Below are 21,338 nucleotides of genomic sequence, written 5' to 3' on the forward strand. Positions count from 1 at the left end.
CCTATTGGCCGAGTTAAAGCTTAAAGGTGTTAAACACAGTTTTAAACATCGTCTTCAGTCAAAATTTGCCGGCAATTACGAACGGTTAATATTCGAATTTCGTGGCTTAAACTGTAGATAATACGATAGTAACCAAAAATAATTTCACGGTAATTTGTGTTAGGCATTTCAGGAACGAAGCGTCCCATTTCTGGCATATTGCCAAGTAAGTCTGTTTTATCAAAAACGTCATTCACCCATTTTTCAGCAGCTGCTCGGTTATCTAAAGAAATGAACTCTGCTGCATCACCCAGTTTTTGAAGTGCTAATGGGGACCAAACTACTTTCATTACTTAATGCGACCTAGCACTTGTGAGCGCGCATCTTCATTTGCAACACCGAGCCCTGAAGCCAATTGAGCTTCTGCGGTACGCATTTCTTCAAGTAGTTCGATCTTTTCTTGCATTGCTTCATACTCTGCAACATCGAGAACAACGGCTACGCCTTTACCATGTTGTGTGATTACCAATGGACGACGAGTCTCATTGATTTGTTTGATGTAAGATGCGACACCGGCACGAAATTCAGATAACGGTTGAATATCTTGATCGAAATGAATGCGACTCATATTGAACTCCAATTAGTACAAAATAACGTACAAATAATAGTTCAACTAATCGCTGTTAGCAAGAGGCTGATACTGTGCTAAAACAATTTATAGTGCGCGCATACGCCTGCTCGCCCCACGCTCACTTCTACTTGATATAGTTTTAAAAAATCACCTAAGGCATTGCTATCATTAAATTTTATATTATATTTAGTCAATTTCAATGTCCGCTCATAGCCGCCAGTTAGATGAAGTGCAAATCTATTTATCGAAACTGTAAGATATTAGCTACTATAAATAATCATAACTTTTCAATTATTTAAGGCACTGCACTTTAGAGTAAAAAGATTAATATCACCTTTGTCTATTTACTTTAAGTTAACTATTACTTGCTCTCTGGTAGCTTAACTTTTTTATATGTTTTATTACACTTTGGACAAAAGATGTCTAAATCAAACTTATAATTCACACATTGAAAAAAGAATCCATAAACCTTACTGCCAATTTTTATGAATGTGAGGATAAATGCTGTTGCAACCATTAAGTTAAACTCATACATTCCAGCCTTATCAAGAGCCCAGTCAATAACAAGCTCAACGATTAAAAGTGCAACCACTTTTTCGTGTTTTTTAATTGCGGCAAAAATTAGAACGGCAAAAGCAATAAAGCGAGCAAAACTTTGCGACTCCTCAGCTAAGAAAGCCAAAATCCCAATGGGTATAGATAAACAAAGGCTGAGAAAGATAAACCCAACCATGTCTATTTTTGACATCCAAAAATGTATTTTGAAATCTTTTTTAGCCGCACACTGATTACACTTTAGCAAAGAGGCTCCAATTAACTGGTTTATCGTCGAGAAATAAAACTGAGAGTAACCTTTAACCTAAAAATAAAAAAGTGTGAAAACAAAAAAGCCATAACTTTCAAACAACTCAGGGCTGCTTAAAACTTATGGCTTAGCACTTAAAGCTCAGCTAACTCCTAGAGCCTAAACCCTAGAACCTAGCTTCTGCTTTTAAACCTTAAACTTATCTATCGCTTTATAAAGTACCCTTGCTTGCTCTGACACTTCTTCGCTGGTTTGCGCATTTGTTGCTGAATGGGCTGAGGCGTCTTCGGCAATATCGCGAATCCGTACGACGTTTTTATTCACCTCTGAGGCAACTTGACTTTGCTCTTCAATAGCAGCAGCAATGTGGGTGCTCATTTCCATAATCGTTTGTACATCTTCGGTAATTGAACCTAACAGTTCACCGGCTTTAGTTGCTTGTGCTGCACTTTCGCCACCTTGCGTACGGCAGCGTTGCATTATACTAACCACTTCTTGGGTTCGTCCTTGCAAAATGGAGATAATACTTTCAATCTCTTTGGTTGATTCTTGAGTGCGCTGAGCAAGCGAGCGAACTTCATCGGCGACCACTGCGAAGCCGCGACCCTGTTCACCAGCACGCGCCGCTTCAATGGCTGCATTAAGTGCTAGCAAGTTAGTTTGCTCGGCAATACCGCGGATAACATCTAATACTGAACCAATGGTTTCACCGTCTTTTTCAAGTTGTGATACGACCGTTGAGGCATTGCCTAATGAATCAGACAATTGATTGATTTGTTTAACCGTGGCCTCAACTTCTTTACGCCCTTGTTGCGCACTTTGGTTAGTTGATTCTGCTTTTTTAGCCGCAGCTTCGGTATTATGCGAAATATCCTGAATAGTCGCCTGCATTTCAGTTGCAGCGGTTGCTACCATATCCGCTTCATGTAATTGCTCTTGCATACCGGAGCTGGTTGCGGCGGTGGTTTCCGATAAGTGATCGGTCGCTATATTTAGCGTGGTTAAAGCGGTATTCACTTCGTAGATCAGTTTTTTGAAATCATTTATAAGACTATTAAAATCAATCGTCATGGTGGTGACTTCGTCTTTACCGCTGTGCTCTATAGTAAGGCGTAAATCGTTATTGCGGCGAATTTCATTAATCGTATGGTATACCCGTTCAATAGGAACAATGATCGAACGACTCGTCAAGTAGACTAAAATCATCACCAGCAAACTGGCAACAATAAAAATGATGATGGCGATCATTTGCGCTTGTGCAGCGGTAGATTCAACTTGTTGCTTCGTTGCTGTCGTAATTAAAGTGACTAAATCATCACTTTGTTTGACGCTGTCTCTCATTCTACCAAGCGCACCAGAATTCAAATCCAGACCTAATGCAACTTGCGCATCAACTAACGATTTAAACTTACTGTTATAAACTGCAAGTAAACGTAATAGCTCTGACTGGTCACTTGAAGCCAAGTTTTCGTTGCGAATTTGACGCTCTAACTGCACTACACCGCCTTCAAAACTAGCTAAGTATTTCAGATCAAAGCGCAGCATAAAATCTTTTTCAGAGCGTCTAAGCTGCAACATTAAGCTAAGTAACTGATAGTTACTTTGCTTATTCAGCATCGTTTCCATTTGATGAACGGCGCCTCGCAATTCACCATAAAGCGCATCTTTAGGGTGTAAACCTATTTTCTTTTGTAATTTTACAACATGCTGAAAATCATCATTATACTGCTTAGCAAGAATAGCAAATTGCTCCACTTGCGCAGTAGCGATATCAAGCTCACGTGAGAGCTCAGTTAACATGCTAATTTTATATTTTAGTTGCTCATATTCTTGTGCAAACAACTCTAAACTATTTTTCTGTTTATAAAACAAAAAGTCTTTTTCATACTTACGCATAGAGAGTTCATGTATATCAAGCTCCTCCGCGTACTGAATGGTTTCGTTTAGTTTTAGCATGATGCGTGCTTCATAAATAATAACGCACAACATAACCACCATCGCGAGACCAACAACGAGTGCATTGACTTGCAAACGACGTTTAATAGTCAAATTTTGGAGTAAACCCATTAACAACAGCCTTTTAAATAATTCACTGTAAATAGTATAGTTAAATAACGAATAGTTAGCTTACATTATTGCTCTATTTACGAGATGTTCTAAAAAACTCAGTTAAATTTGGCTTTAGCTCACCGCAGACCACAAGTTTTGATGTAGATCCTTGGTGTTATGCCACTGCTTTGCGGCTAGCCAATCAACTAATGGCTGTGGATCGCTCGGAAAATTAATTTGTTTTTGGGCAGCACTATTGAGCCAATCATCCAACGCATTGGGGTTTAAGTAGTTCATAACATGTGCCGCTTTCATTGCCAGTAATGTTTGTGCATTGGCATCTTGCTCAAACTGCCCAGACAATGGTTTCAAGAGCAGTTTTTTACCGAGCTTTAATGCCTCACTAGAAAGCTCAAACCCCGCATTGGCAATCACGCCACCGGCATTTGCTAAGTCATTTAAAAACCCGTCACGGGCTGGCATTCGCAAGTGAATGTGTCCCGTTGAAGTGTTATTTGCTTGCGGGTGATAGCAGTAAAACTCTTGTTCAGGAAAGTCTCGCAAGTAATCAATCACACTACTGAGATCTTCAAAAGGAAGGTACACCAGCACTTTATTATCAACATTAACTGGATTATTGTGTTGATGGTGAGCAATAAATGGCGGAATGATATTTTGCGCAAAAGGTTGCCAGTGCACCCCCAAGTAAATATCCGCAGGAGCATAGTATTTAATAAATGAGCGACGCAGCAAACTGTGGCCGAACATAGGGACTTTAGGCGATAAAAACGCCGCTTGATGGCTCATACCTATAACAGGCACGCCTTGGCGTTTTGCCGCCCATGCGGTGATAGGTTCAAAGTCGTTAAAGACAAAATCATAACCTGATACATCTAACTGTTTTATATCCCGTAGCAATTTACATAGCCGAGTATTTCTTACTGTGTGATAACTATTTACTTGGCCATTTTTAGTGGTGAAAGATAACCCGCGAAAACTACGATAATTTGCAAACTCATCCATATCGAAGTAATTTTGCTGGGCACGTCCGGAAAACACATAATCAACCTCAACCCCCATTTGCTTGAATGCATTCGCCATCACCCGCGCACGAGTAACGTGACCATTGCCAGTCCCTTGGATGCCATACAGTATTTTCATAAAGTCGCCACTATTAAGATTGCTAATAAACCACAACTGCTGCCCATTAATGCGCCAAGTACCACATCAACTGGAAAATGCACGCCAAGTAACACCCGAGATGCCGCAACACACGCAGCCCATAAAAACCACAGGCTAATGAGCTCTGGAAAATACTGAGCTAATACAACCGCGACTAAAAATGCCCCAGCACTGTGCCCAGACGGTAGGCTAAACTTATCACTCGGGACAATGTAAGCGCCTTTGATTAAACAATCGCATGGGCGAATTCTGGCAAAACTGTTTTTTGCGAGATAATAAATCGGCCGCTCGATTAAAAAGCCAAGTAATAAGGTGATTGCCATTAGCCGTAATTCCGGTTCGTTACTAAGCCAGCCAAAACCAACCGCGATTAACACATAAAGTCCCCCGTTGCCTGTTTTAGAGAAACCTAATGCAGAATTTTTTAACCATGTTGGGGCATTGCCATTAAACATCATCAAAAATAAACTTTGATCCAGCTGAGCCACTTTTTTTAGCATGTTGTTCTCATTCATCACTTGCTCCTTTACTGTGTAAACTCTGTACACAATTTCAGCTTAGGCGGTGAAAATAACAATTGAGTGACGCTTTTAAGACACTAATATTGCTTTTGCTGTTTTAGCGCAATAATTGTTTAAAAAGAGCGCAATTTACTGCGATTAAGTCGTTGTTATTGCAATTAAGCAAGGTATACTAAAGTTCAGCTCACGTATCTTTAGATAAGGATAGAAAAATGGATTACAGCACTTCAGATTTATGCGATCACTTTGCCGATGTGGTCGATGTGCTCGAACCTATGTTCATTAACTTTGGCGGTCGTCACAACTTTAGTGGCCGTATTAAAACCGTTAAATGTTTTGAAAATAATGAACTGATCCGCGACATACTCTCTCAAGATGGCGAAGAGTGCGTGTTACTAATCGATGGTGGTGGCTCAACACGTCGCGCGCTCATTGATATTGAGCTTGCTGAATTGGCCATTGAAAATAACTGGCAAGGTATTGTAGTTTACGGTGCAGTACGCCATGTTGATGAACTTGAAGAACTTGATTTAGGTATTCAGGCCATCGCTTCTATTCCCGTTGCAGCAGATAGCACCGGTGCTGGCGAAGACGGCATTGGCGTAAACTTTGCTGGTGTATCATTTTTTGATGATGATTTTATCTACGCCGACAGTACCGGCATTGTATTATCAGCAGAAGAGCTTGAACTGGAAATTATAGAAGAATAATCAGTGGCAAACCACCTCCATATTTATGACGAAGCGACTGTAAAACCTTGGTGTAGCAGTCGCGCCAATGAAAAAAAAGCATGGCAATCTATCGCCCTACTCGACACTCATGTTGATCCCCTGCAAGCCATGCAAGATGCCGCACAATTTGGCATTAAGTATGTTTTGTTGGGTATTTGCGAAGATATTGGCCCACGCGCTAACTTAGGTAACGGTGGTGCCGCAGATGGTTGGCAAGCATTCCTGAAACGCTTTTTAAATCAACCTGATAACCAATTTTTAGCGAACGAAAAAGTGTTGTTATTAGGCGAAGTTGCGGTCAGCGATTTAACCCTCGCGGCGCGCGATTTATCGAACCAAAATCCTCAGCAACTCACGCAATTGCGTGAGTTATGCGCCCAGCTTGATCAACGGGTTGAGCAAGTGCTGAGTTTAATTTTTGCCGCAGGCCTTGAGCCGATCATCATTGGCGGCGGTCATAATAATTGCTTAGGAATTATTCGCGCGCTCAGTAAACACAAACAAATAGCGATCAATGCAATTAACTTTGATCCTCATGCTGACTTTCGTGATTGTGAAGGTCGCCACAGTGGTAATGGCTTTCGCTATGCTTACAATGAGCAACACCTTGATCATTACCATGTGATTGGTATGCATGAGCTAAAGAATAACCAAGCGATTATTGATGCTTTAGCGGCTGCGCAATTTAATTACGACAGTTACCAAGCACTGCAAGTAAGACGCGAGAAAACCCTCACCCAAGCATGTCAGCAAGCACTTGCAACCCTAACTCATGCCCCTTTGGGTGTCGAAGTCGATTTAGATAGTATTTCATTAATGCCCGTAAGTGCCTATACCAACTGTGGTTTTAGTGTCAGTGACGCCGAACATTTTGTACATTTGGCTGCCAGTCAACTAAACAGCCATTACTTACATTTATGTGAAGCTGCCCCAAATCAACATCCCAGTGGTATGCAAGCAGGAATAAGCGATGCAGGGCAAATAATCACCGCGCTAGTGAATGCTTATCTACAAGCTAGAGAGCACGCCTAGCAGCTATTAGCTATTGATGCTCAATTTGCCATTGCTTGAGCCAAGAGATCATACCCACGCTACTTAATGGGTGACTAAAGTAATACCCTTGCGCCGCATAAGTATTTAAGCTTTTTACAAAGTTTAGCTGTTCACGGGTTTCAACCCCTTCGCAGATCACTTTGGCATTTTGCTGATTGTGCATATCGACCATACCGCTGATCAAACTACGAACATGGCTTTGATGACTAAAATCAGCCGTTAATGCAGGGGCTATTTTTACATATTCAACGGCTAGATTCGGCAATTTAGCCAACCAGATTGGGCTATCGCCAAGGCCATCCACACACACTTTAATACCTATACTATTAATGCGCGCCACCATGGCTTTACCTTGATCGTCTAAACTCATAAATAGGTTAAGTGGGCACTCAACAATTAAATCTCCAGCTTGCAGCTGATGTTCAACAAAGATGCGGTCGATAAACTCAATAAACTCTTCATTTAGCATTTCAGAGCCGAATAGATTAATACTTAAAGGCATACTGATACCTTCCATACGCAGTGCCATTGCAAGCTCCGCTGCGCGCTCAATCACAAAGGTCGCCAATGGATAGGCAAGCCCTGCAACACGTATATCATCTATAAAGCGGTTAGCTGATAAAATTCCTTGTCGTGGATGCTGCCAACGTAACAATAACTCTAAAAACTCAATGTTGTCATTGTGATTGCAAATAATAGGCTGGAAATACAATTCAAGTTCGCTGGAAAAATCTATATTGGCTAATTCGTGCAAGCGGGCTTGTTGCTCTAGCTGCTCTATTTTCATTTGCTGATGGTAGGCCACCACTTGCTGTTTAGGATGACTATCTAATGCGAGGAAAGCAAATGAAACTAAATTATCAAAACTATTTTCTTGCTCATCACAGTCAACAAAACTCGCCCGCGCGCTTACTTTGATAGTGCAATTAGCCACATTGAAAGGTTTTACAGTTGCTCCTAATATTTGATTGATTAACTGTTCATGTAAATGTTTTTGCTGTGCTAAGTTGCAGATAAAAGCAAAGTTAAGGCCACCTAAGTGTGCTAACTTTTGCTCCCCATCTAAACTAATAACTTCTTCAATAAGTAGCAGCTGTTTAATGCGATTTGCCGACTGTGCGAGTAATAAGTCACCAAAATCACGACCAATATGCTGGTTAACTTGCGCAAATCCTTCTAAACGAAACACCACTAAGGCTGCCCGCTGTTGGTTATCTTTACGCCAATCGTAATAACCTTGGCGCAGCAATTTAATGTTAGGTAAGTTTAATAACGGCGCAGGTTCCATATAATTGGCATTATTAAGCTGCGTCACATCATCTGTAGCAATTGCTAATTCTTCATCAGTAAAATAGCCTGACATCGCCAATACAATGCTCGCCAGAGCAATTAAATACAGCGGTAAATCCAATAATAAATGAGCGGATAACAGCACTGTAAATACTAATGCAGAGCAGCAACTCAGGGTAAGCATAGCCCATTTATTTTGCGAGAAGGCCAACCATAAATGCAGGCCAATACTGACTGCAAATAATAGCTCTAAAAAGTTTAGCTCGTTGCTTAATATGGCCAGCGCTAGCACGCTATTGATTAAATAACTAAGGCGTAATAATGGCTTTTGCACCACGCATAACGCGCAGATCATCGCCATTAAAACCGCACCGGCTAAAAAAACAGGTAATTGTGGGTGATTTAGTAATGCGCTCCCTGCGGTATATTCAAGTCCTGTGTTTGTTAATAGCGCAATTAAAAACATCTTTTCAGTACAACGTTAAACCAGATTAGTTTAGTCTACCCAAAACCCACAAATTTAACAGTTTATTTACGCCTAACTGGTAACTTAATTGCGCGGGATGGGATATCTGCCAATGTGCTATATCGGCGCGCATACCCACTTTTAGTACGCCACGATCACTTAAACCAAGGGCTTTAGCTGCGTTTTTGGTGACGCCAGCCAAGGTTTCTTCTGGTGTTAACCTAAATAAGGTGCAGCCCATATTCATCATTAATTGCAAAGAACACAAGGGTGATGTACCTGGGTTAAAGTCTGTGGAGATAGCCATAGGCACATTATATTGCTTTAATAATGCTATTGGCGGCTGTTTAGTTTCACGTAAAAAGTAAAATGCACCGGGTAATAACACCGCGACGGTTCCAGCAGCAGCCATCGCTTTTACGCCCTGCTCATCTAAATGCTCGATATGATCCGCCGACAAGCCCTTAAACTCGGCAACAAGCTCGGCGCCATGTTGATTTGATAATTGTTCGGCGTGGCATTTCACAGGCAAACCATGTTTAGTGGCCGCTGCAAATACACGGCGAGTTTGCGCATGACTAAATCCCACATTTTCACAAAATACATCCACAGCATCAGCCAAATTACCCGCAACCACTTGCGTTAGCATGTCATTACACACCAACTCAATGTATTCATCACTGCGGCCTTGGTATTCAGGTGGTAACGCATGTGCTCCCAAAAAGGTGGTTTTTACATCAACAGGGTGATTTTCACCAAGTAATCGCGCTACCTCGAGGATTTTAAGTTCATTTTCGCAATCTAAACCGTAACCCGATTTAATTTCAACCGTCGTCACGCCTTCACTATAAAGTGCGTTTAAACGATCTTTTGCTAATACAAATAAGGCTTCATGATCGGCCGCACGAGTGGCTCGTACTGTACTGGCAATACCGCCGCCCTGCGCCGCTATTTGCTCATAGCTAACACCTTGCAAACGCTGCTCAAACTCTTCGGCTCGCGATCCTGCAAATACTAAGTGGGTATGACAGTCAATTAAGCCTGGCGTTAGCCACTGCCCTTTTGCGGAAATGATCGGCGTTGCGAGTGCATCAAACGAGGGTAATTCAGTTTGCTTGCCAAGCCATGCTATATGGCCATCTTTAATCGCCAGTGCAGCATGTTCAATTGCCCCATAAGGTGCATCAATATTGCTATCCATAGTGGCAATATTGGCATCGGTGATCAGTAAATCCCATTCGTTGCAGTGGTTGTTTGCAGTTACGTTAGTCATAGCAGCCCTTAAAAAATGTTTTAATCAGTCTAACAAGCTATCTTGTATATACAAGATAAATGTGCCATCTTATAGTCAGTATTTAATTAAATGAAAACTGTAGATCAGCACATGACGACACCTAAGTTCGCGCAAATAAAGCAATTTATTGTTGATAACATTCGATCATCCGCTTGGCTTGAAAACCAACGTGTGCCATCTGAAAACGAATTAGCCGAACAATTTAGTGTTAGCCGCATGACTGCACGCCGTGCATTAAGCGAATTAACCGAAGCGGGTATTCTTACTCGCAGCCAAGGTCTAGGCACTTTTGTTGCCAGCTTTAAATCACAGTCATCATTACTAGAAATTAAAAATATAGCAGATGAAGTTAAAGCACGTAATGGCAATTACAGCTGTACAGTTTTAGTGCTTGAATCAATCAGCGCCGTGGCACCGATTGCGATTGCGTTAGGTGTTGAAGTAGACAGTATTGTGTTTCGTAGTGTGCTTGTGCATAACGAAAACGAACACCCGCTACAAGTGGAAGAGCGTTTTGTCAATCCAGCACTTGCGCAAAGTTACTTACAGCAAGATTTTACCACTTTGACACCGCACGAATATTTATCGAGTGTGGCACCGCTGACCGAAGCGCGCCACACTGTTGAAGCAATCATGCCAAATAGTGAAATGTGTCAGTGGCTGAATTTATACCACGAAGAGCCATGTTTGCAGGTGATCCGCCGAACTTGGTCATCCGCAGGCATTGTAAGCTTTGCCCGTTTAGTGTCCCCAGGTAGTAAATACCGCTTAGGTGGCCATTTAACATTTAAAAAGCAACATTAAAAAGATTATTCAGATCAAAATGATGCGCTTAGTTGCGTATTTTTTTGAAGTTAAATTAGTTGTATATACAACAGGAGCATACCATGAACAATAGACTTGACGAATCACGTGTGATCCGCGCGCCACATGGCGATAAGATCAGCGCTAAAAGCTGGCTCACCGAAGCGGCTAAGCGCATGTTAATGAATAACCTCGATCCAGAGGTTGCAGAGCACCCGCATGCACTGGTTGTATATGGTGGCATTGGTCGTGCAGCGCGTGATTGGCCTTGTTTTGATAAAATTATCGAAACCTTAGATAGACTTGAAGACGACGAAACCCTACTGGTGCAATCGGGTAAGCCTGTTGGGGTATTTAAAACTCACAGCAATGCACCGCGAGTATTAATTGCCAACTCAAACTTAGTACCGCACTGGGCTAATTGGGAGCATTTTAATGAGCTCGATAAACTTGGTTTGATGATGTACGGGCAAATGACTGCGGGCTCTTGGATCTATATTGGCTCGCAAGGCATAGTGCAAGGTACCTACGAAACCTTTGTCGCTATGGCAAAACAACACTTTAACGGTGATGCTGCTGGTAAATGGGTGCTAACCGGTGGTTTAGGTGGCATGGGTGGCGCGCAACCACTTGCTGCAACCATGGCAGGTTTTAGTGCCTTAGTGGTTGAATGTGATGAAACGCGTATCGATTTTCGTATTAAAACCCGCTATGTAGACGTCAAAGCCACCGATTTAGAGCATGCACTAGAGCTTATCAACAGCGCATGCGCTAAAGGTGAAGCGCTGTCAGTCGGTTTACTTGGTAATGCTGCCGATGTATTTAGCGAACTAGTTAAACGCAAAATTACCCCAGATGTTGTCACAGACCAAACCTCGGCTCACGATCCACTGAATGGTTATTTACCACAAAATTGGAGCATGGCGCACGCCGCTAAGATGCGAGAGCAAGACCCACAAGCTGTGGTTAAAGCGGCTAAACAATCGATGGCTGTACAAGTAACTGCAATGCTAGCGCTGCAACAAGCAGGCGCCGCTACCACCGACTACGGCAATAATATTCGGCAAATGGCGTTTGAAGAAGGTGTTAGCAATGCCTTTGATTTCCCAGGTTTTGTGCCAGCTTATATTCGCCCGTTATTTTGTGAAGGTATTGGTCCATTCCGTTGGGTAGCGCTGTCTGGCGCTCCTGAGGATATTTATAAAACCGATGCTAAAGTTAAAGAGCTGATCCCTGATGATAAACATTTGCACAACTGGCTTGATATGGCCCGTGAACGCATTCAATTCCAAGGCTTGCCAGCGCGGATTTGTTGGGTTGGCTTAAAAGACCGTGCCCGTTTAGCACTGGCGTTTAATGAAATGGTTAAAAATGGCGAATTAAAAGCACCCGTCGTGATTGGCCGCGATCACTTAGATTCTGGCTCAGTAGCCAGCCCTAACCGTGAAACCGAAGCGATGAAAGACGGTTCAGATGCGGTCTCTGATTGGCCATTATTGAACGCACTACTGAATACCGCAGGAGGTGCAACTTGGGTATCGCTGCATCATGGTGGTGGCGTAGGCATGGGCTTTAGCCAACACTCAGGGGTCGTTATTGTTGCCGATGGTACAGATGAAGCCGCAGCTCGGGTTGGCCGCGTGCTATGGAATGACCCTGCCACTGGCGTAATGCGCCATGCTGATGCAGGTTACGATATTGCAATTAATTGCGCGAACGAGCAAGGTCTCGACTTACCTATGTTGAATAAGGAATAACCATGTTTGAATATACTCTCACACCCGGCCAGCTCGACTTGGCAACACTGCGTAAAATTAATCTTTCCGCGGTCAAACTGACTCTTGCTAAAGACAGCGAAATTAACATCGCAGCAAGCGCACAAACCGTGCAAGATGTGATTGATCAACAGCGCACTGTATACGGTATCAACACCGGTTTTGGCTTACTGGCTAACACTAAAATTGCCGAGCATGAACTTGAGCTATTACAGCGTTCTATTGTGCTTTCTCATGCGGCGGGTATCGGTGAATACATGGACGACAGCACGGTACGTTTAATGATGGTGCTAAAAATTAATTCTTTATCCCGTGGTTTTTCAGGCATTCGCTTAAAAGTGATTGAGTTTTTTATGCAGTTGCTTGAAGCCGAAGTTTATCCTTGCGTACCAAAAAAAGGCTCTGTTGGTGCATCCGGTGATTTAGCGCCACTATCACATATGTGCTTACCGCTACTTGCTGAAGGTGAAATGCGTCATCAAGGTAAATTGATTAGCGCCGCAGAAGGGCTAAAAATTGCCAAGCTTGAGCCACTGACCTTAGCCGCTAAAGAAGGTCTAGCGTTGCTTAACGGCACCCAAGCTTCAACGGCTTTTGCACTACAAGGGTTATTCCGCGCCGAAGATTTGTATGCACAAAGCTGTGCGATTGGCTCAATCAGCATTGAAGCGGCAATGGGCAGTCGTTCACCATTTGATGCACGTATTCATGATATACGTGGCCAACGCGGCCAGATTGATACCGCTGCTATCTTTCGCGATATGCTCAGTGAACAGTCGCAGATCAGCGAAGCCCATGTTGATTGTGAAAAAGTACAAGACCCTTACTGCTTACGTTGCCAGCCACAAGTACTTGGCGCATGTTTAACGCAAATTCGCCAAGCAGCTGAAGTGTTATTGTGTGAATCAAATGGCGTTACTGATAACCCATTAGTATTTGCTGATGTGGGTGATATTATCTCTGGCGGCAATTTTCATGCTGAGCCCGTCGCAATGGCAGCCGATAACTTAGCATTAGCGATTGCCGAAATCGGTGCTCTTGCTGAACGCCGTATTGCCTTACTGATTGATTCAAACCTATCAAAACTGCCGCCATTTCTAGTTGAAAATGGCGGCGTAAATTCGGGCTTTATGATTGCACAAGTAACGGCGGCGGCACTGGCATCGGAAAACAAATCGCTGGCGCACCCTGCTTCTGTTGATAGCCTACCAACGTCAGCAAACCAAGAAGACCATGTTTCTATGGCTACCTTTGCGGCACGCCGTCTCGGTGAGATGGCCAATAACACGCAAGGTGTATTGGCCATTGAATGGCTGGCATCGGTACAAGGGCTGGAGTTTAGAAAACCACTGGCAGCCTCTGCAAAAGTTGAGCAAGCTAAAGCTATCTTGCGTGAAAAGGTCAGCTACTACGATAAAGACCGTTATTTTGGCCCTGATATCGAAGCCGCAAACACCTTATTACAGCAAGGCAAACTACGTAGCTTGTTGCCTGCTGGCATATTACCTTCGTTTTAAATAACCTGAACACTGGTTAAATATCAAATTGATAGCTAAAGCCTAGCTCTTCAATAGCCGAGCCATCAATGATGCGCTCGGCACTTGAATGACTACTAAACGTGGGCGCTTGCGTACCATATTGCTGGCACTTCTGCTGATAATAATCTGCTTTGGTTGGATGCGCCGGATTAACCACATTATAAATTGGCGCAGCTGTTTGCCAATTTTCCAGCACGGTAAGCACCGCATTAATTACATCTTGCTGCTGCACCATATTAACCGTTTGCATACTTGAACCACGTAACTCTTTACCTGCCACAAACCGCCCTGGTTCGCGGTTAGGACCAATTAAGCCACCCAATCTAAGTACTTTACCACCAGCATCGAGTACATGCTGCTCAGCTGCAATTAGCGGCTGTTGCCTTGCTGTGGTTGCCTGTATTGCACTTTGTTCAGTATAAGTGGCGTTATCTTGGTCATACACAGCCGTCGATGAGCATAATAAAAAGCCCTTTGCCTGCATTGAGTTGGCAAGTTCAATTGCCAGTGTCAGAGTTGCTAAATAGTGGCTGTCAGCGTGGCGACTACGTGGTGGTATAGCGCATACCCACCAGGCATTATGTAAATCAAGTTGATGAGTTAGCTTATTATCTGCAAATACTAACTGACGTTGAAAAGCATGTTGGTGCACATTACTGCGGTGCGTACCTTGTACATGCCACCCTTTTGCTTGCTGCTGTAAACACAATGGCTGACCCAGCCAACCGGCGCCAAGAACAACTAACTGGTCTTTATTTGTACCCATTAAGTAACATCACCCTTACAATTTTATAAAATATCGTTAATTTGTCTTATCGCATACCATAGCACTGCGTACCAAGATATGCTTAGATAAGAGTGCTTACTCTACTAAATAACAAGAATGTGTGCACTTATGCTTAAAAATTTATCCCTAAGAAAAAAAATACTACTCCTGATCGGCGGCACGATAAGTGTCTTATTACTGATTGCCTCAGCGTACTTTGTTAACCATATTGCCGCTTTGTCTCGCCAAAGTATCGAACGCGAAGCGCACAGTTATCTGCAAAGTGAACAACTATCCATGCAAAGTTACTTTGCTCAATACGGCAAACTGGTCGCAACTTTTGTCAATAATCCGCATTTAGTAAACTGGTTTGATAATTGGGATAAACGTGATCAAACTCTACAAGGCGCTCCTGGCTATGATGAAATAAACCAAGATTTTGTGCGTATTAGTAGTCAAGATGAAAATATTTTATCGGCCTTTTTTGCCTCTGCAAAAACCGGTGAATACTTTAAAGAAAATGAGCGAACCACTCACTACAACAATGAACCATATTATGCGTATAAACGCGGTTGGTGGATCGATGCGTTAAAACTGAACCGATTATATGTTGGGCCAATTTCCGTTGATTTAACCACACGAAACGCCTCTGCCGTGGTACAGCAGCCAGTCTACAACCAGGAAAATGAGCTGGTTGGGTTTGGCGGTGTTGATTTACAGCTTAATAAAATCAATAAAATGGTCGAAGATATTCGCTTTAACGGCCAGGGTTACGGGTTTTTATTGGATGACAAGCAAAAGGTCGTACACTTATCCAATCGTACTAAGCATAAGCTATCTATCACTGATGAAGGAGTAAATGGTAAAGAAGGCCTTGAACAACTAGAAAAACAATTTAGCAATACCCAAGGATTTAGTGAGCTTAACCTACAGATGAAAAACAACATCGCAGGGGATGCCAGTGTTACCTTTCAGGGCCAAGAATATTTTGTAGTGTATAACCGCCTGCAATTAGAGCATCCTTACTTAAATTGGTATGTGGGTATTTTAGTGCCACGTAGCATGATTGATGAGCCAGTAAATGATGCGGTAATGACCACCACCACCTCTGTGGTTATTATACTACTGATTATTATGGCGATGATTTTATGGGCCACACAGATGATCTCACAACCGATTATCAGCTTAACCCATATTATGCGAGACATCGCTTCCGGTGATGGTGATTTAACCCAAAAAATTACTATCGATAGCAAAGATGAAGTGGGCCAACTGGCTCATCATATGAATACCTTTATCGATAAACTACGCGCTATGATGCTAGATACCGCAAAACAAGCAAAGCAATTAACCAACGCTGCGGCTCAGCTGAATTTAGTCTCACAAAAGACCAATGATGAAATCCAACAAGAGAAGCAGCAAGTCGATAGCGTTAGCGCCGCGGTTACTGAAATGGCCACCACAGTGATGGAGATTTCTCGGAACGCGCAACACACCAACAATGCAGCTGAAGAAGTACAGCACATCTCTGTTGATGGTGCAAAACGCTCGCAAAATGCGCAAAGCGTAATGACCGCATTGGCCGATCACATCGGCGAAGCATCCAAAGTAGTCGCTGGTTTAGAACAAGAAAGTGGCAATATTGGCGCCGTTGTTGATGTGATCAATTCAATTGCTGAACAAACTAACTTACTGGCACTGAACGCTGCTATAGAAGCCGCCCGTGCTGGCGAGCAAGGCCGTGGCTTTGCGGTTGTTGCCGATGAAGTTCGCTCCTTAGCAAGCCGCACTCAAGAATCAACCGATGACATTCGTAACATGATCTCCCGCTTGCAACAAATTGCTCAACAAGCCTCTACTATGATGCAGCAAGGGCAACAGCGTGCGCAAAGCTCAGTCACACAAACGCAAGAAGTGCTGGATGCACTACAAAACATTGCCGATGCAGTGACTAAAGTACAAGATCAAAGTCATCACATTGCCACTTCAACCGAGCAGCAAACTGTAGTAGCTGAAGATATCAATAACAGCTTAGCGGCGATTAATAATTTAGTGAATAACACCGCCGATCACGCCCTAGAACTTGCTGACGAAGCGCGTGAACTCAATGACTTGGCAGCATCACTCAATAAAACCGTCAATCAGTTTAAACTTTAAAGCCCCTAGTATAAAGAGTGCTGTGATGGCACTCTTTTTTGTTATAGATCAATACCCACCCACACTGTTTTTTTTATAATTATGCAAACTTTATTAAAGGCGCGCGTGATGATTAATTTACCAAAATGGGATCAAAGTTTAATAAACAAGTACAATATTTCGGGGCCAAGATACACCTCTTACCCAACCGCATTGTCGTTTAATGATGGCTACCAACAGCACGATTTGATTAACGCAATCAATTCATCGTCGAGCAATAGTCTCTCTTTATATATCCATATCCCATTTTGCAGTCAGCTTTGTTACTACTGCGGCTGTAATAAAGTGATCACTCGTCACCAGTCAAAAGCAGACCTTTATCTTGATTATTTAGAGCAAGAGATCATTGCCCAAGCACCGCTATTTGCTGGCTACCAAGTAGAGCAATTGCATTTAGGCGGAGGGACGCCAACCTTTTTAAGCAGCACACAAATGAGCCGTTTAATCGCGCTACTTGAGCAGCACTTTAAGTTTGCTCCAGAGGCTGAACGCGGTATTGAAATTGACCCACGCTCATTAGCTGATGGCATGTTAAAGCATTTGCGCAACCTTGGTTTTAATCGGGTTTCATATGGTATTCAAGATTTTAATGATGCAGTACAGCTTGCCGTTAACCGCCCACAAAGTGCGGAGGCTGTAAAAAGTTTGATTGGTGAAGCCCGTGAACTCGGCTTCAAATCAATTAATGCAGATATGATTTATGGCTTGCCACTACAAACTCCCGAGAGCTTTAAAGAGACTATTGAGCAATTAATTGCCCTTAGCCCTGATCGTGTATCGGTATTTAATTACGCGCATTTACCGGATCGCTTTGCCGCTCAGCGAAAAATTAAAGATGCCGATTTACCCAATGCCCACGATAAGCTCACTATGTTTAAGAATACCTTAGAACAAATGAGTCACGCAGGTTATCAGTTTATTGGTATGGATCACTTTGCAAAAACCAGTAATGAGTTAGCTATTGCACAAAATAGTGGGCAATTACATCGTAACTTCCAAGGTTACACCACTCATGGTGACTGTGATTTATTAGGTTTGGGGGTATCATCAATTTCACAAATTGGCACTGCTATTTTACAAAATCAAAAACAGTTAAAAGCGTATTACCACGCCATTGAAAAGCAATTAGGTAGCGCTATTTGTAAGGGCATGCAATTAAGCCACGACGATGTAATTCGGGCAGAAGTTATCAAGCAGTTGATTTGCCATTTTCAACTTGATATCCACGCTATCGCTGATAAATTCCAGCTCAACTTTGCCAGCTACTTTGCTGATGCACTCAAAGCACTCGATCCACTCGTAGCGGATGGTATGGTAACTATCAATGAAAACATGATTACTGTGACCGAACGGGGTAACTTATTTATTCGCATCATCTGCATGTGCTTTGACGCCCATTTACAAAACCAGATTAACGCGACTCGATTCTCACGGGTAATTTAACCTGAACACACAAGCATAAAAAAAGCAGACCTAGGTCTGCTTTTTTTTATAGATACTGTAAAATTAGTTAAACACCACGTTTTCGCTACCAGGGGCTGCTTTAAACTCTTCAATGATTTTCTCACAGTCAGCTTTAATTTGCTTTGCATGAGTTTCTTCAGCACGCCAGCGAACGCTATCTTGCTGAAAAATTTCTTTTTTCGAATATTTTTTGCGGGCGTCATGCGTTGGCATTTCTTTTACTACTTCATACATAGCAAATATACCTGGATAACGCCCTGGAAGGTCTTCGTCATCCGTAAAGCTGTATTGCGACATTAGCACCCAGATACGTAAACTCCCTTCTGAGAACTCACACTGCTCTTGATGCATAGCACGAGCGATTAAATGAATACTATCGGCGAGTTTGGCATTACGCTCTAAACGCGACTGGGCAAGCTTTGCTTGTTGCTTTGCCTGCTCTTTCACTATCTGCTTTTTTTGCGCACTGAGTTTATACAGTAACTGGCCGGCATAAAATGCCAGCCCCGCAATGATCACAGCACCAACACACAGAGCTAAGATCATCATGTTCATTATTTATCGTCCTCGTCATCTAACCATTCATTGGCTAAATCGTTCGACAAGTAATGATCAAAATCACTATTACCTTGTTCGCTAAATTCTTCATCATCAAAATCATCAGCGGCGTCTTCGTCTTCAATACCCAGTAATTCGCATAACACTTGATGGCGAGCAATACGACTATTGAAGTATTTAGCATCTTTACCTGTTAATAACTGGCCACTTTCATGCAATTCAACCAGCTTTAATAGACGCTCGTCATTTTCTAGCGCTTCTAGTTCTTGCTCTGGTGAAAGCTCAGGCTGAACTACTTTTTTCAGTTCAACTTGTGGCTTCAAGTTACGTTTAAGCTCAATAACAGGCTCTGCTGCAACAGCAATTAAAGGGATTGGTTTTTTACTACCAACACGCTTGTCTTTGTGTTGCTGATTGCCTTTGCTCTCTGGCTGTAAAGCATCAATCGAATTACGTGAACCTGGTTTAGCACCTTTGGTTTTTTTAACACGTTGCTCTTTTAACGCACGCATTTCTTTAAGCTTATCTTGGCTTAAACGAACAGGACCGTTAGACGGGATTTTACGTGACTTTTTAGTTCTACTCATATCTTGATCATCTCACTTAAGAGGTTTTGAGCAACGCGCACTGTGGCGTTGCGATGCTGGCCTTGCCAGAAGAATTCGGTTTGTGCGGAATGAGGTTGGGTAACTCGACTACTAGCGCACTCTATTTATATACAGTGACTATTGTAACAGGACAAATAAAAAGGCGGTAGAGAAAACATCTCTACCGCCTGCTAATCTGAGCGCCATTTAACTGGACACTTCTCCCTTCGACTTTTTAGTCTTTATTATTGTTATTATTTTTGTTGTTCCATGTTGTTATTATTTTTACCTTCCGTGTAACATTCCATTTTGTTGTTATTTTAAACTTCCATGAGATTTTATTATTCTCGGTCTTCATTGACTCTTTTTTAATATTCCCTTGCAGACATCAACCGATGTCTTATCCCCGATAATCACGTCACACTACTTTCCGTGTAGTTTAATCCATTTTGTTCTTATTGTTGCAGCGACAGGGGTTAATTTACGCATTAATAATTTTGTTACAACTAATTTATATAACTTTTCTTACACAACATAAATTGCAACATTGTGAAAACATTAAATTACAGTAGGTTATGATAAAAACAAAAATAAAAATAAGATTTAGCTTACAGCCAGACATGGTCAATGTCTCACAAATGAAATGGCAATATCGACAAATTACAAATACAAAAAAAGCAGCCTACGCTGCTTTTTGTAACTAATATGGAGTTTAGTATTAATAATGCAATTAATCTATACTACTTTAGTGTAGTCCACCTAGGTACTTAGACAGTACTTCGATATCTTTATCCGTTAGTTTCTTCGCAATATCTTGCATCATGCCATTTAAATCATTGTGGCGTGTGCCATCACGGAATTTTTCAAGTTGTGCCTTGATGTATTCAGGATGTTGAAAAGAGATTTTTGGAAACATAGCTAATGATGAGCCATTCCCTCGTGGACCATGACATGCAGCACATGCTGGGATACCACGTTCTGCGTCACCAGCTTTATAAAGCATTGCGCCAACTTCAACTACATCTTTAGGTGTCGCACCTTCTGACATGTTAAGTGATGCAAAGTAAGCCGCTACATCTTTCATGTCTTGATCGTTTAATGGCATTGCCATTGCGCTCATGACAGGGTCCATACGACCTTTTTTGCCACCTGAAGTCATACCTGATTTCAAATCGACAAGTTGCTTATAAATGTAATCTGCGTGCTGGCCTGCAATTTTTGGGTAGATATTAACCGGCGCATTACCGTCTGGGCCGTGACAAGCCGCACACGTTGCTGATTTTTCTTTACCTGCGTTTACATCGCCATCAAATGCTGTTGCGTTGCTTGCTGACAACGCACCAAGCAATATAGTTAAAGATAGTGCTATTTTTTTCATGGTGAATTCTCTGTTTCCGACCCTGTATCATCTACAATATGGATGTTGTGATTTATATATTCTACACGATAATAAATTCTCTGGCACGTTTTCTACTCATATTAAACTTATAAATTATAGGGTTTTGACCTAGATTAAGCTTTAGAGCTACCGTTTTAGTTTATTTTAGGCTGCGATCTTCGTCCAAATCAGCTTTTTAATAGTGTCGTAATAGTATAAAATGCGCCCCTTAAGTGAACTTTAATTAAGTAAAGTTTACTCGCTGTAATAC

Annotated in this window: 19 protein-coding genes; 7 read left to right on the forward strand and 12 right to left on the reverse strand. The window is 42.2% G+C overall.

Annotation, left to right across the window (positions count from 1 at the left end; genetic code table 11):
* Positions 1–41: 41 nt before the first annotated feature.
* The 6 genes from ACMVDV_RS11485 to ACMVDV_RS11510 form a co-directional block, all read right to left on the reverse strand.
* Positions 42–329, reverse strand: a complete 288-nt coding sequence (locus tag ACMVDV_RS11485) for a type II toxin-antitoxin system RelE/ParE family toxin (protein ID WP_416158203.1) — start codon at positions 327–329, stop codon at positions 42–44.
* Entirely contained in the window at positions 329–607 is a 279-nt protein-coding gene (locus ACMVDV_RS11490) for a type II toxin-antitoxin system Phd/YefM family antitoxin (protein ID WP_304182334.1), read from the reverse strand. Before ACMVDV_RS11490 ends, ACMVDV_RS11485 begins: the two co-directional genes overlap by 1 nt.
* Before the next feature lie 364 nt (positions 608–971).
* Entirely contained in the window at positions 972–1,412 is a 441-nt protein-coding gene (locus tag ACMVDV_RS11495) for a hypothetical protein (protein ID WP_416158204.1), read from the reverse strand.
* 189 nt (positions 1,413–1,601) lie between these two features.
* Positions 1,602–3,482: a methyl-accepting chemotaxis protein gene (locus tag ACMVDV_RS11500; RefSeq protein ID WP_416158205.1), complete on the reverse strand. Its 1,881-nt coding sequence runs from the start codon at positions 3,480–3,482 to the stop codon at positions 1,602–1,604.
* Positions 3,483–3,596: 114 nt separating this feature from the next.
* Positions 3,597–4,625: an MJ1255/VC2487 family glycosyltransferase gene (locus ACMVDV_RS11505; RefSeq protein WP_416158206.1), complete on the reverse strand. Its 1,029-nt coding sequence runs from the start codon at positions 4,623–4,625 to the stop codon at positions 3,597–3,599.
* Entirely contained in the window at positions 4,622–5,161 is a 540-nt protein-coding gene (locus ACMVDV_RS11510; protein ID WP_416158207.1) for a phosphatase PAP2 family protein, read from the reverse strand. The genes ACMVDV_RS11505 and ACMVDV_RS11510 overlap by 4 nt, the downstream gene beginning before the upstream one ends.
* Positions 5,162–5,379: 218 nt before the next feature.
* Between ACMVDV_RS11510 and rraA the strand changes: the two genes are divergently transcribed.
* Positions 5,380–5,877 (forward strand): ribonuclease E activity regulator RraA, encoded by a 498-nt coding sequence (rraA, locus tag ACMVDV_RS11515; RefSeq protein WP_304181765.1) that lies wholly within the window; start codon positions 5,380–5,382, stop codon positions 5,875–5,877.
* Positions 5,878–5,880: 3 nt separating this feature from the next.
* Entirely contained in the window at positions 5,881–6,930 is a 1,050-nt protein-coding gene (locus tag ACMVDV_RS11520) for a formimidoylglutamase (protein ID WP_416158208.1), read from the forward strand.
* Between the two features lie 10 nt (positions 6,931–6,940).
* On the opposite strand, the gene ACMVDV_RS11525 is transcribed toward ACMVDV_RS11520, so the two are convergent.
* Together ACMVDV_RS11525 and hutI are read right to left on the reverse strand one after the other, a co-directional pair.
* The gene (locus tag ACMVDV_RS11525; RefSeq protein WP_416159092.1) at positions 6,941–8,602 is read right to left on the reverse strand and encodes an EAL domain-containing protein; all 1,662 of its coding nucleotides are present in this window, start codon (positions 8,600–8,602) and stop codon (positions 6,941–6,943) included.
* A gap of 130 nt (positions 8,603–8,732) precedes the next feature.
* Entirely contained in the window at positions 8,733–9,980 is a 1,248-nt protein-coding gene (hutI, locus tag ACMVDV_RS11530; protein WP_416158209.1) for an imidazolonepropionase, read from the reverse strand.
* Between the two features lie 111 nt (positions 9,981–10,091).
* Between hutI and hutC the strand changes: the two genes are divergently transcribed.
* From hutC to hutH, 3 genes are all read left to right on the forward strand, one after another.
* Positions 10,092–10,805 (forward strand): histidine utilization repressor, encoded by a 714-nt coding sequence (hutC, locus tag ACMVDV_RS11535; protein WP_304181782.1) that lies wholly within the window; start codon positions 10,092–10,094, stop codon positions 10,803–10,805.
* An 83-nt stretch (positions 10,806–10,888) separates the two neighbouring features.
* The gene (gene hutU / locus ACMVDV_RS11540; protein ID WP_416158210.1) at positions 10,889–12,562 is read left to right on the forward strand and encodes a urocanate hydratase; all 1,674 of its coding nucleotides are present in this window, start codon (positions 10,889–10,891) and stop codon (positions 12,560–12,562) included.
* Positions 12,563–12,564: 2 nt separating this feature from the next.
* Positions 12,565–14,097, forward strand: a complete 1,533-nt coding sequence (hutH, locus tag ACMVDV_RS11545) for a histidine ammonia-lyase (RefSeq protein ID WP_416158211.1) — start codon at positions 12,565–12,567, stop codon at positions 14,095–14,097.
* A gap of 16 nt (positions 14,098–14,113) precedes the next feature.
* Here the strand turns inward: hutH and ACMVDV_RS11550 are convergent, their stop codons facing one another.
* The gene (locus tag ACMVDV_RS11550) at positions 14,114–14,884 is read right to left on the reverse strand and encodes an NADP-binding protein (protein WP_416158212.1); all 771 of its coding nucleotides are present in this window, start codon (positions 14,882–14,884) and stop codon (positions 14,114–14,116) included.
* Positions 14,885–15,013: 129 nt separating this feature from the next.
* Between ACMVDV_RS11550 and ACMVDV_RS11555 the strand changes: the two genes are divergently transcribed.
* Positions 15,014–17,041 (forward strand): methyl-accepting chemotaxis protein, encoded by a 2,028-nt coding sequence (locus tag ACMVDV_RS11555; RefSeq protein WP_416158213.1) that lies wholly within the window; start codon positions 15,014–15,016, stop codon positions 17,039–17,041.
* A 108-nt stretch (positions 17,042–17,149) separates the two neighbouring features.
* Positions 17,150–18,523 carry an oxygen-independent coproporphyrinogen III oxidase gene (gene hemN / locus ACMVDV_RS11560; RefSeq protein WP_416158214.1) on the forward strand — a complete coding sequence of 458 codons (1,374 nt, stop codon included), beginning with the start codon at positions 17,150–17,152 and terminating at the stop codon, positions 18,521–18,523.
* Positions 18,524–18,586: 63 nt separating this feature from the next.
* Here the strand turns inward: hemN and ACMVDV_RS11565 are convergent, their stop codons facing one another.
* From ACMVDV_RS11565 to ACMVDV_RS11575, 3 genes are all read right to left on the reverse strand, one after another.
* Complete coding sequence (locus ACMVDV_RS11565; protein ID WP_416158215.1) at positions 18,587–19,099, reverse strand: DUF2489 domain-containing protein; 513 nt, start codon at positions 19,097–19,099, stop codon at positions 18,587–18,589.
* Positions 19,099–19,689 carry a Der GTPase-activating protein YihI gene (yihI, locus tag ACMVDV_RS11570; RefSeq protein WP_416158216.1) on the reverse strand — a complete coding sequence of 197 codons (591 nt, stop codon included), beginning with the start codon at positions 19,687–19,689 and terminating at the stop codon, positions 19,099–19,101. The genes ACMVDV_RS11565 and yihI overlap by 1 nt, the downstream gene beginning before the upstream one ends.
* A gap of 745 nt (positions 19,690–20,434) precedes the next feature.
* Entirely contained in the window at positions 20,435–21,067 is a 633-nt protein-coding gene (locus tag ACMVDV_RS11575; protein WP_304182038.1) for a c-type cytochrome, read from the reverse strand.
* Positions 21,068–21,338 lie beyond the last annotated feature (271 nt).

It is taken from the genome of Pseudoalteromonas sp. ASV78 (genome assembly GCF_047806705.1).
Taxonomy (GTDB): Bacteria; Pseudomonadota; Gammaproteobacteria; order Enterobacterales; family Alteromonadaceae; genus Pseudoalteromonas; species Pseudoalteromonas prydzensis_A.

Bases quoted from the DNA above. Each gene is read 5' to 3' on its own strand.
- hutI (WP_416158209.1), bottom strand. From the start codon at position 9,980: ATGACTAACGTAACTGCAAACAACCACTGCAACGAATGGGATTTACTG.
- ACMVDV_RS11485 (WP_416158203.1), bottom strand. From the start codon at position 329: ATGAAAGTAGTTTGGTCCCCATTAGCACTTCAAAAACTGGGTGATGCA.
- hutC (WP_304181782.1), top strand. From the start codon at position 10,092: ATGACGACACCTAAGTTCGCGCAAATAAAGCAATTTATTGTTGATAAC.
- ACMVDV_RS11555 (WP_416158213.1), top strand. From the start codon at position 15,014: ATGCTTAAAAATTTATCCCTAAGAAAAAAAATACTACTCCTGATCGGC.
- ACMVDV_RS11525 (WP_416159092.1), bottom strand. From the start codon at position 8,602: ATGGCGATGATCTGCGCGTTATGCGTGGTGCAAAAGCCATTATTACGC.
- ACMVDV_RS11500 (WP_416158205.1), bottom strand. From the start codon at position 3,482: ATGGGTTTACTCCAAAATTTGACTATTAAACGTCGTTTGCAAGTCAAT.
- ACMVDV_RS11505 (WP_416158206.1), bottom strand. From the start codon at position 4,625: ATGAAAATACTGTATGGCATCCAAGGGACTGGCAATGGTCACGTTACT.
- ACMVDV_RS11490 (WP_304182334.1), bottom strand. From the start codon at position 607: ATGAGTCGCATTCATTTCGATCAAGATATTCAACCGTTATCTGAATTT.
- hemN (WP_416158214.1), top strand. From the start codon at position 17,150: ATGATTAATTTACCAAAATGGGATCAAAGTTTAATAAACAAGTACAAT.
- yihI (WP_416158216.1), bottom strand. From the start codon at position 19,689: ATGAGTAGAACTAAAAAGTCACGTAAAATCCCGTCTAACGGTCCTGTT.
- hutH (WP_416158211.1), top strand. From the start codon at position 12,565: ATGTTTGAATATACTCTCACACCCGGCCAGCTCGACTTGGCAACACTG.
- ACMVDV_RS11565 (WP_416158215.1), bottom strand. From the start codon at position 19,099: ATGAACATGATGATCTTAGCTCTGTGTGTTGGTGCTGTGATCATTGCG.
- hutU (WP_416158210.1), top strand. From the start codon at position 10,889: ATGAACAATAGACTTGACGAATCACGTGTGATCCGCGCGCCACATGGC.
- ACMVDV_RS11575 (WP_304182038.1), bottom strand. From the start codon at position 21,067: ATGAAAAAAATAGCACTATCTTTAACTATATTGCTTGGTGCGTTGTCA.
- ACMVDV_RS11550 (WP_416158212.1), bottom strand. From the start codon at position 14,884: ATGGGTACAAATAAAGACCAGTTAGTTGTTCTTGGCGCCGGTTGGCTG.
- rraA (WP_304181765.1), top strand. From the start codon at position 5,380: ATGGATTACAGCACTTCAGATTTATGCGATCACTTTGCCGATGTGGTC.
- ACMVDV_RS11510 (WP_416158207.1), bottom strand. From the start codon at position 5,161: ATGAATGAGAACAACATGCTAAAAAAAGTGGCTCAGCTGGATCAAAGT.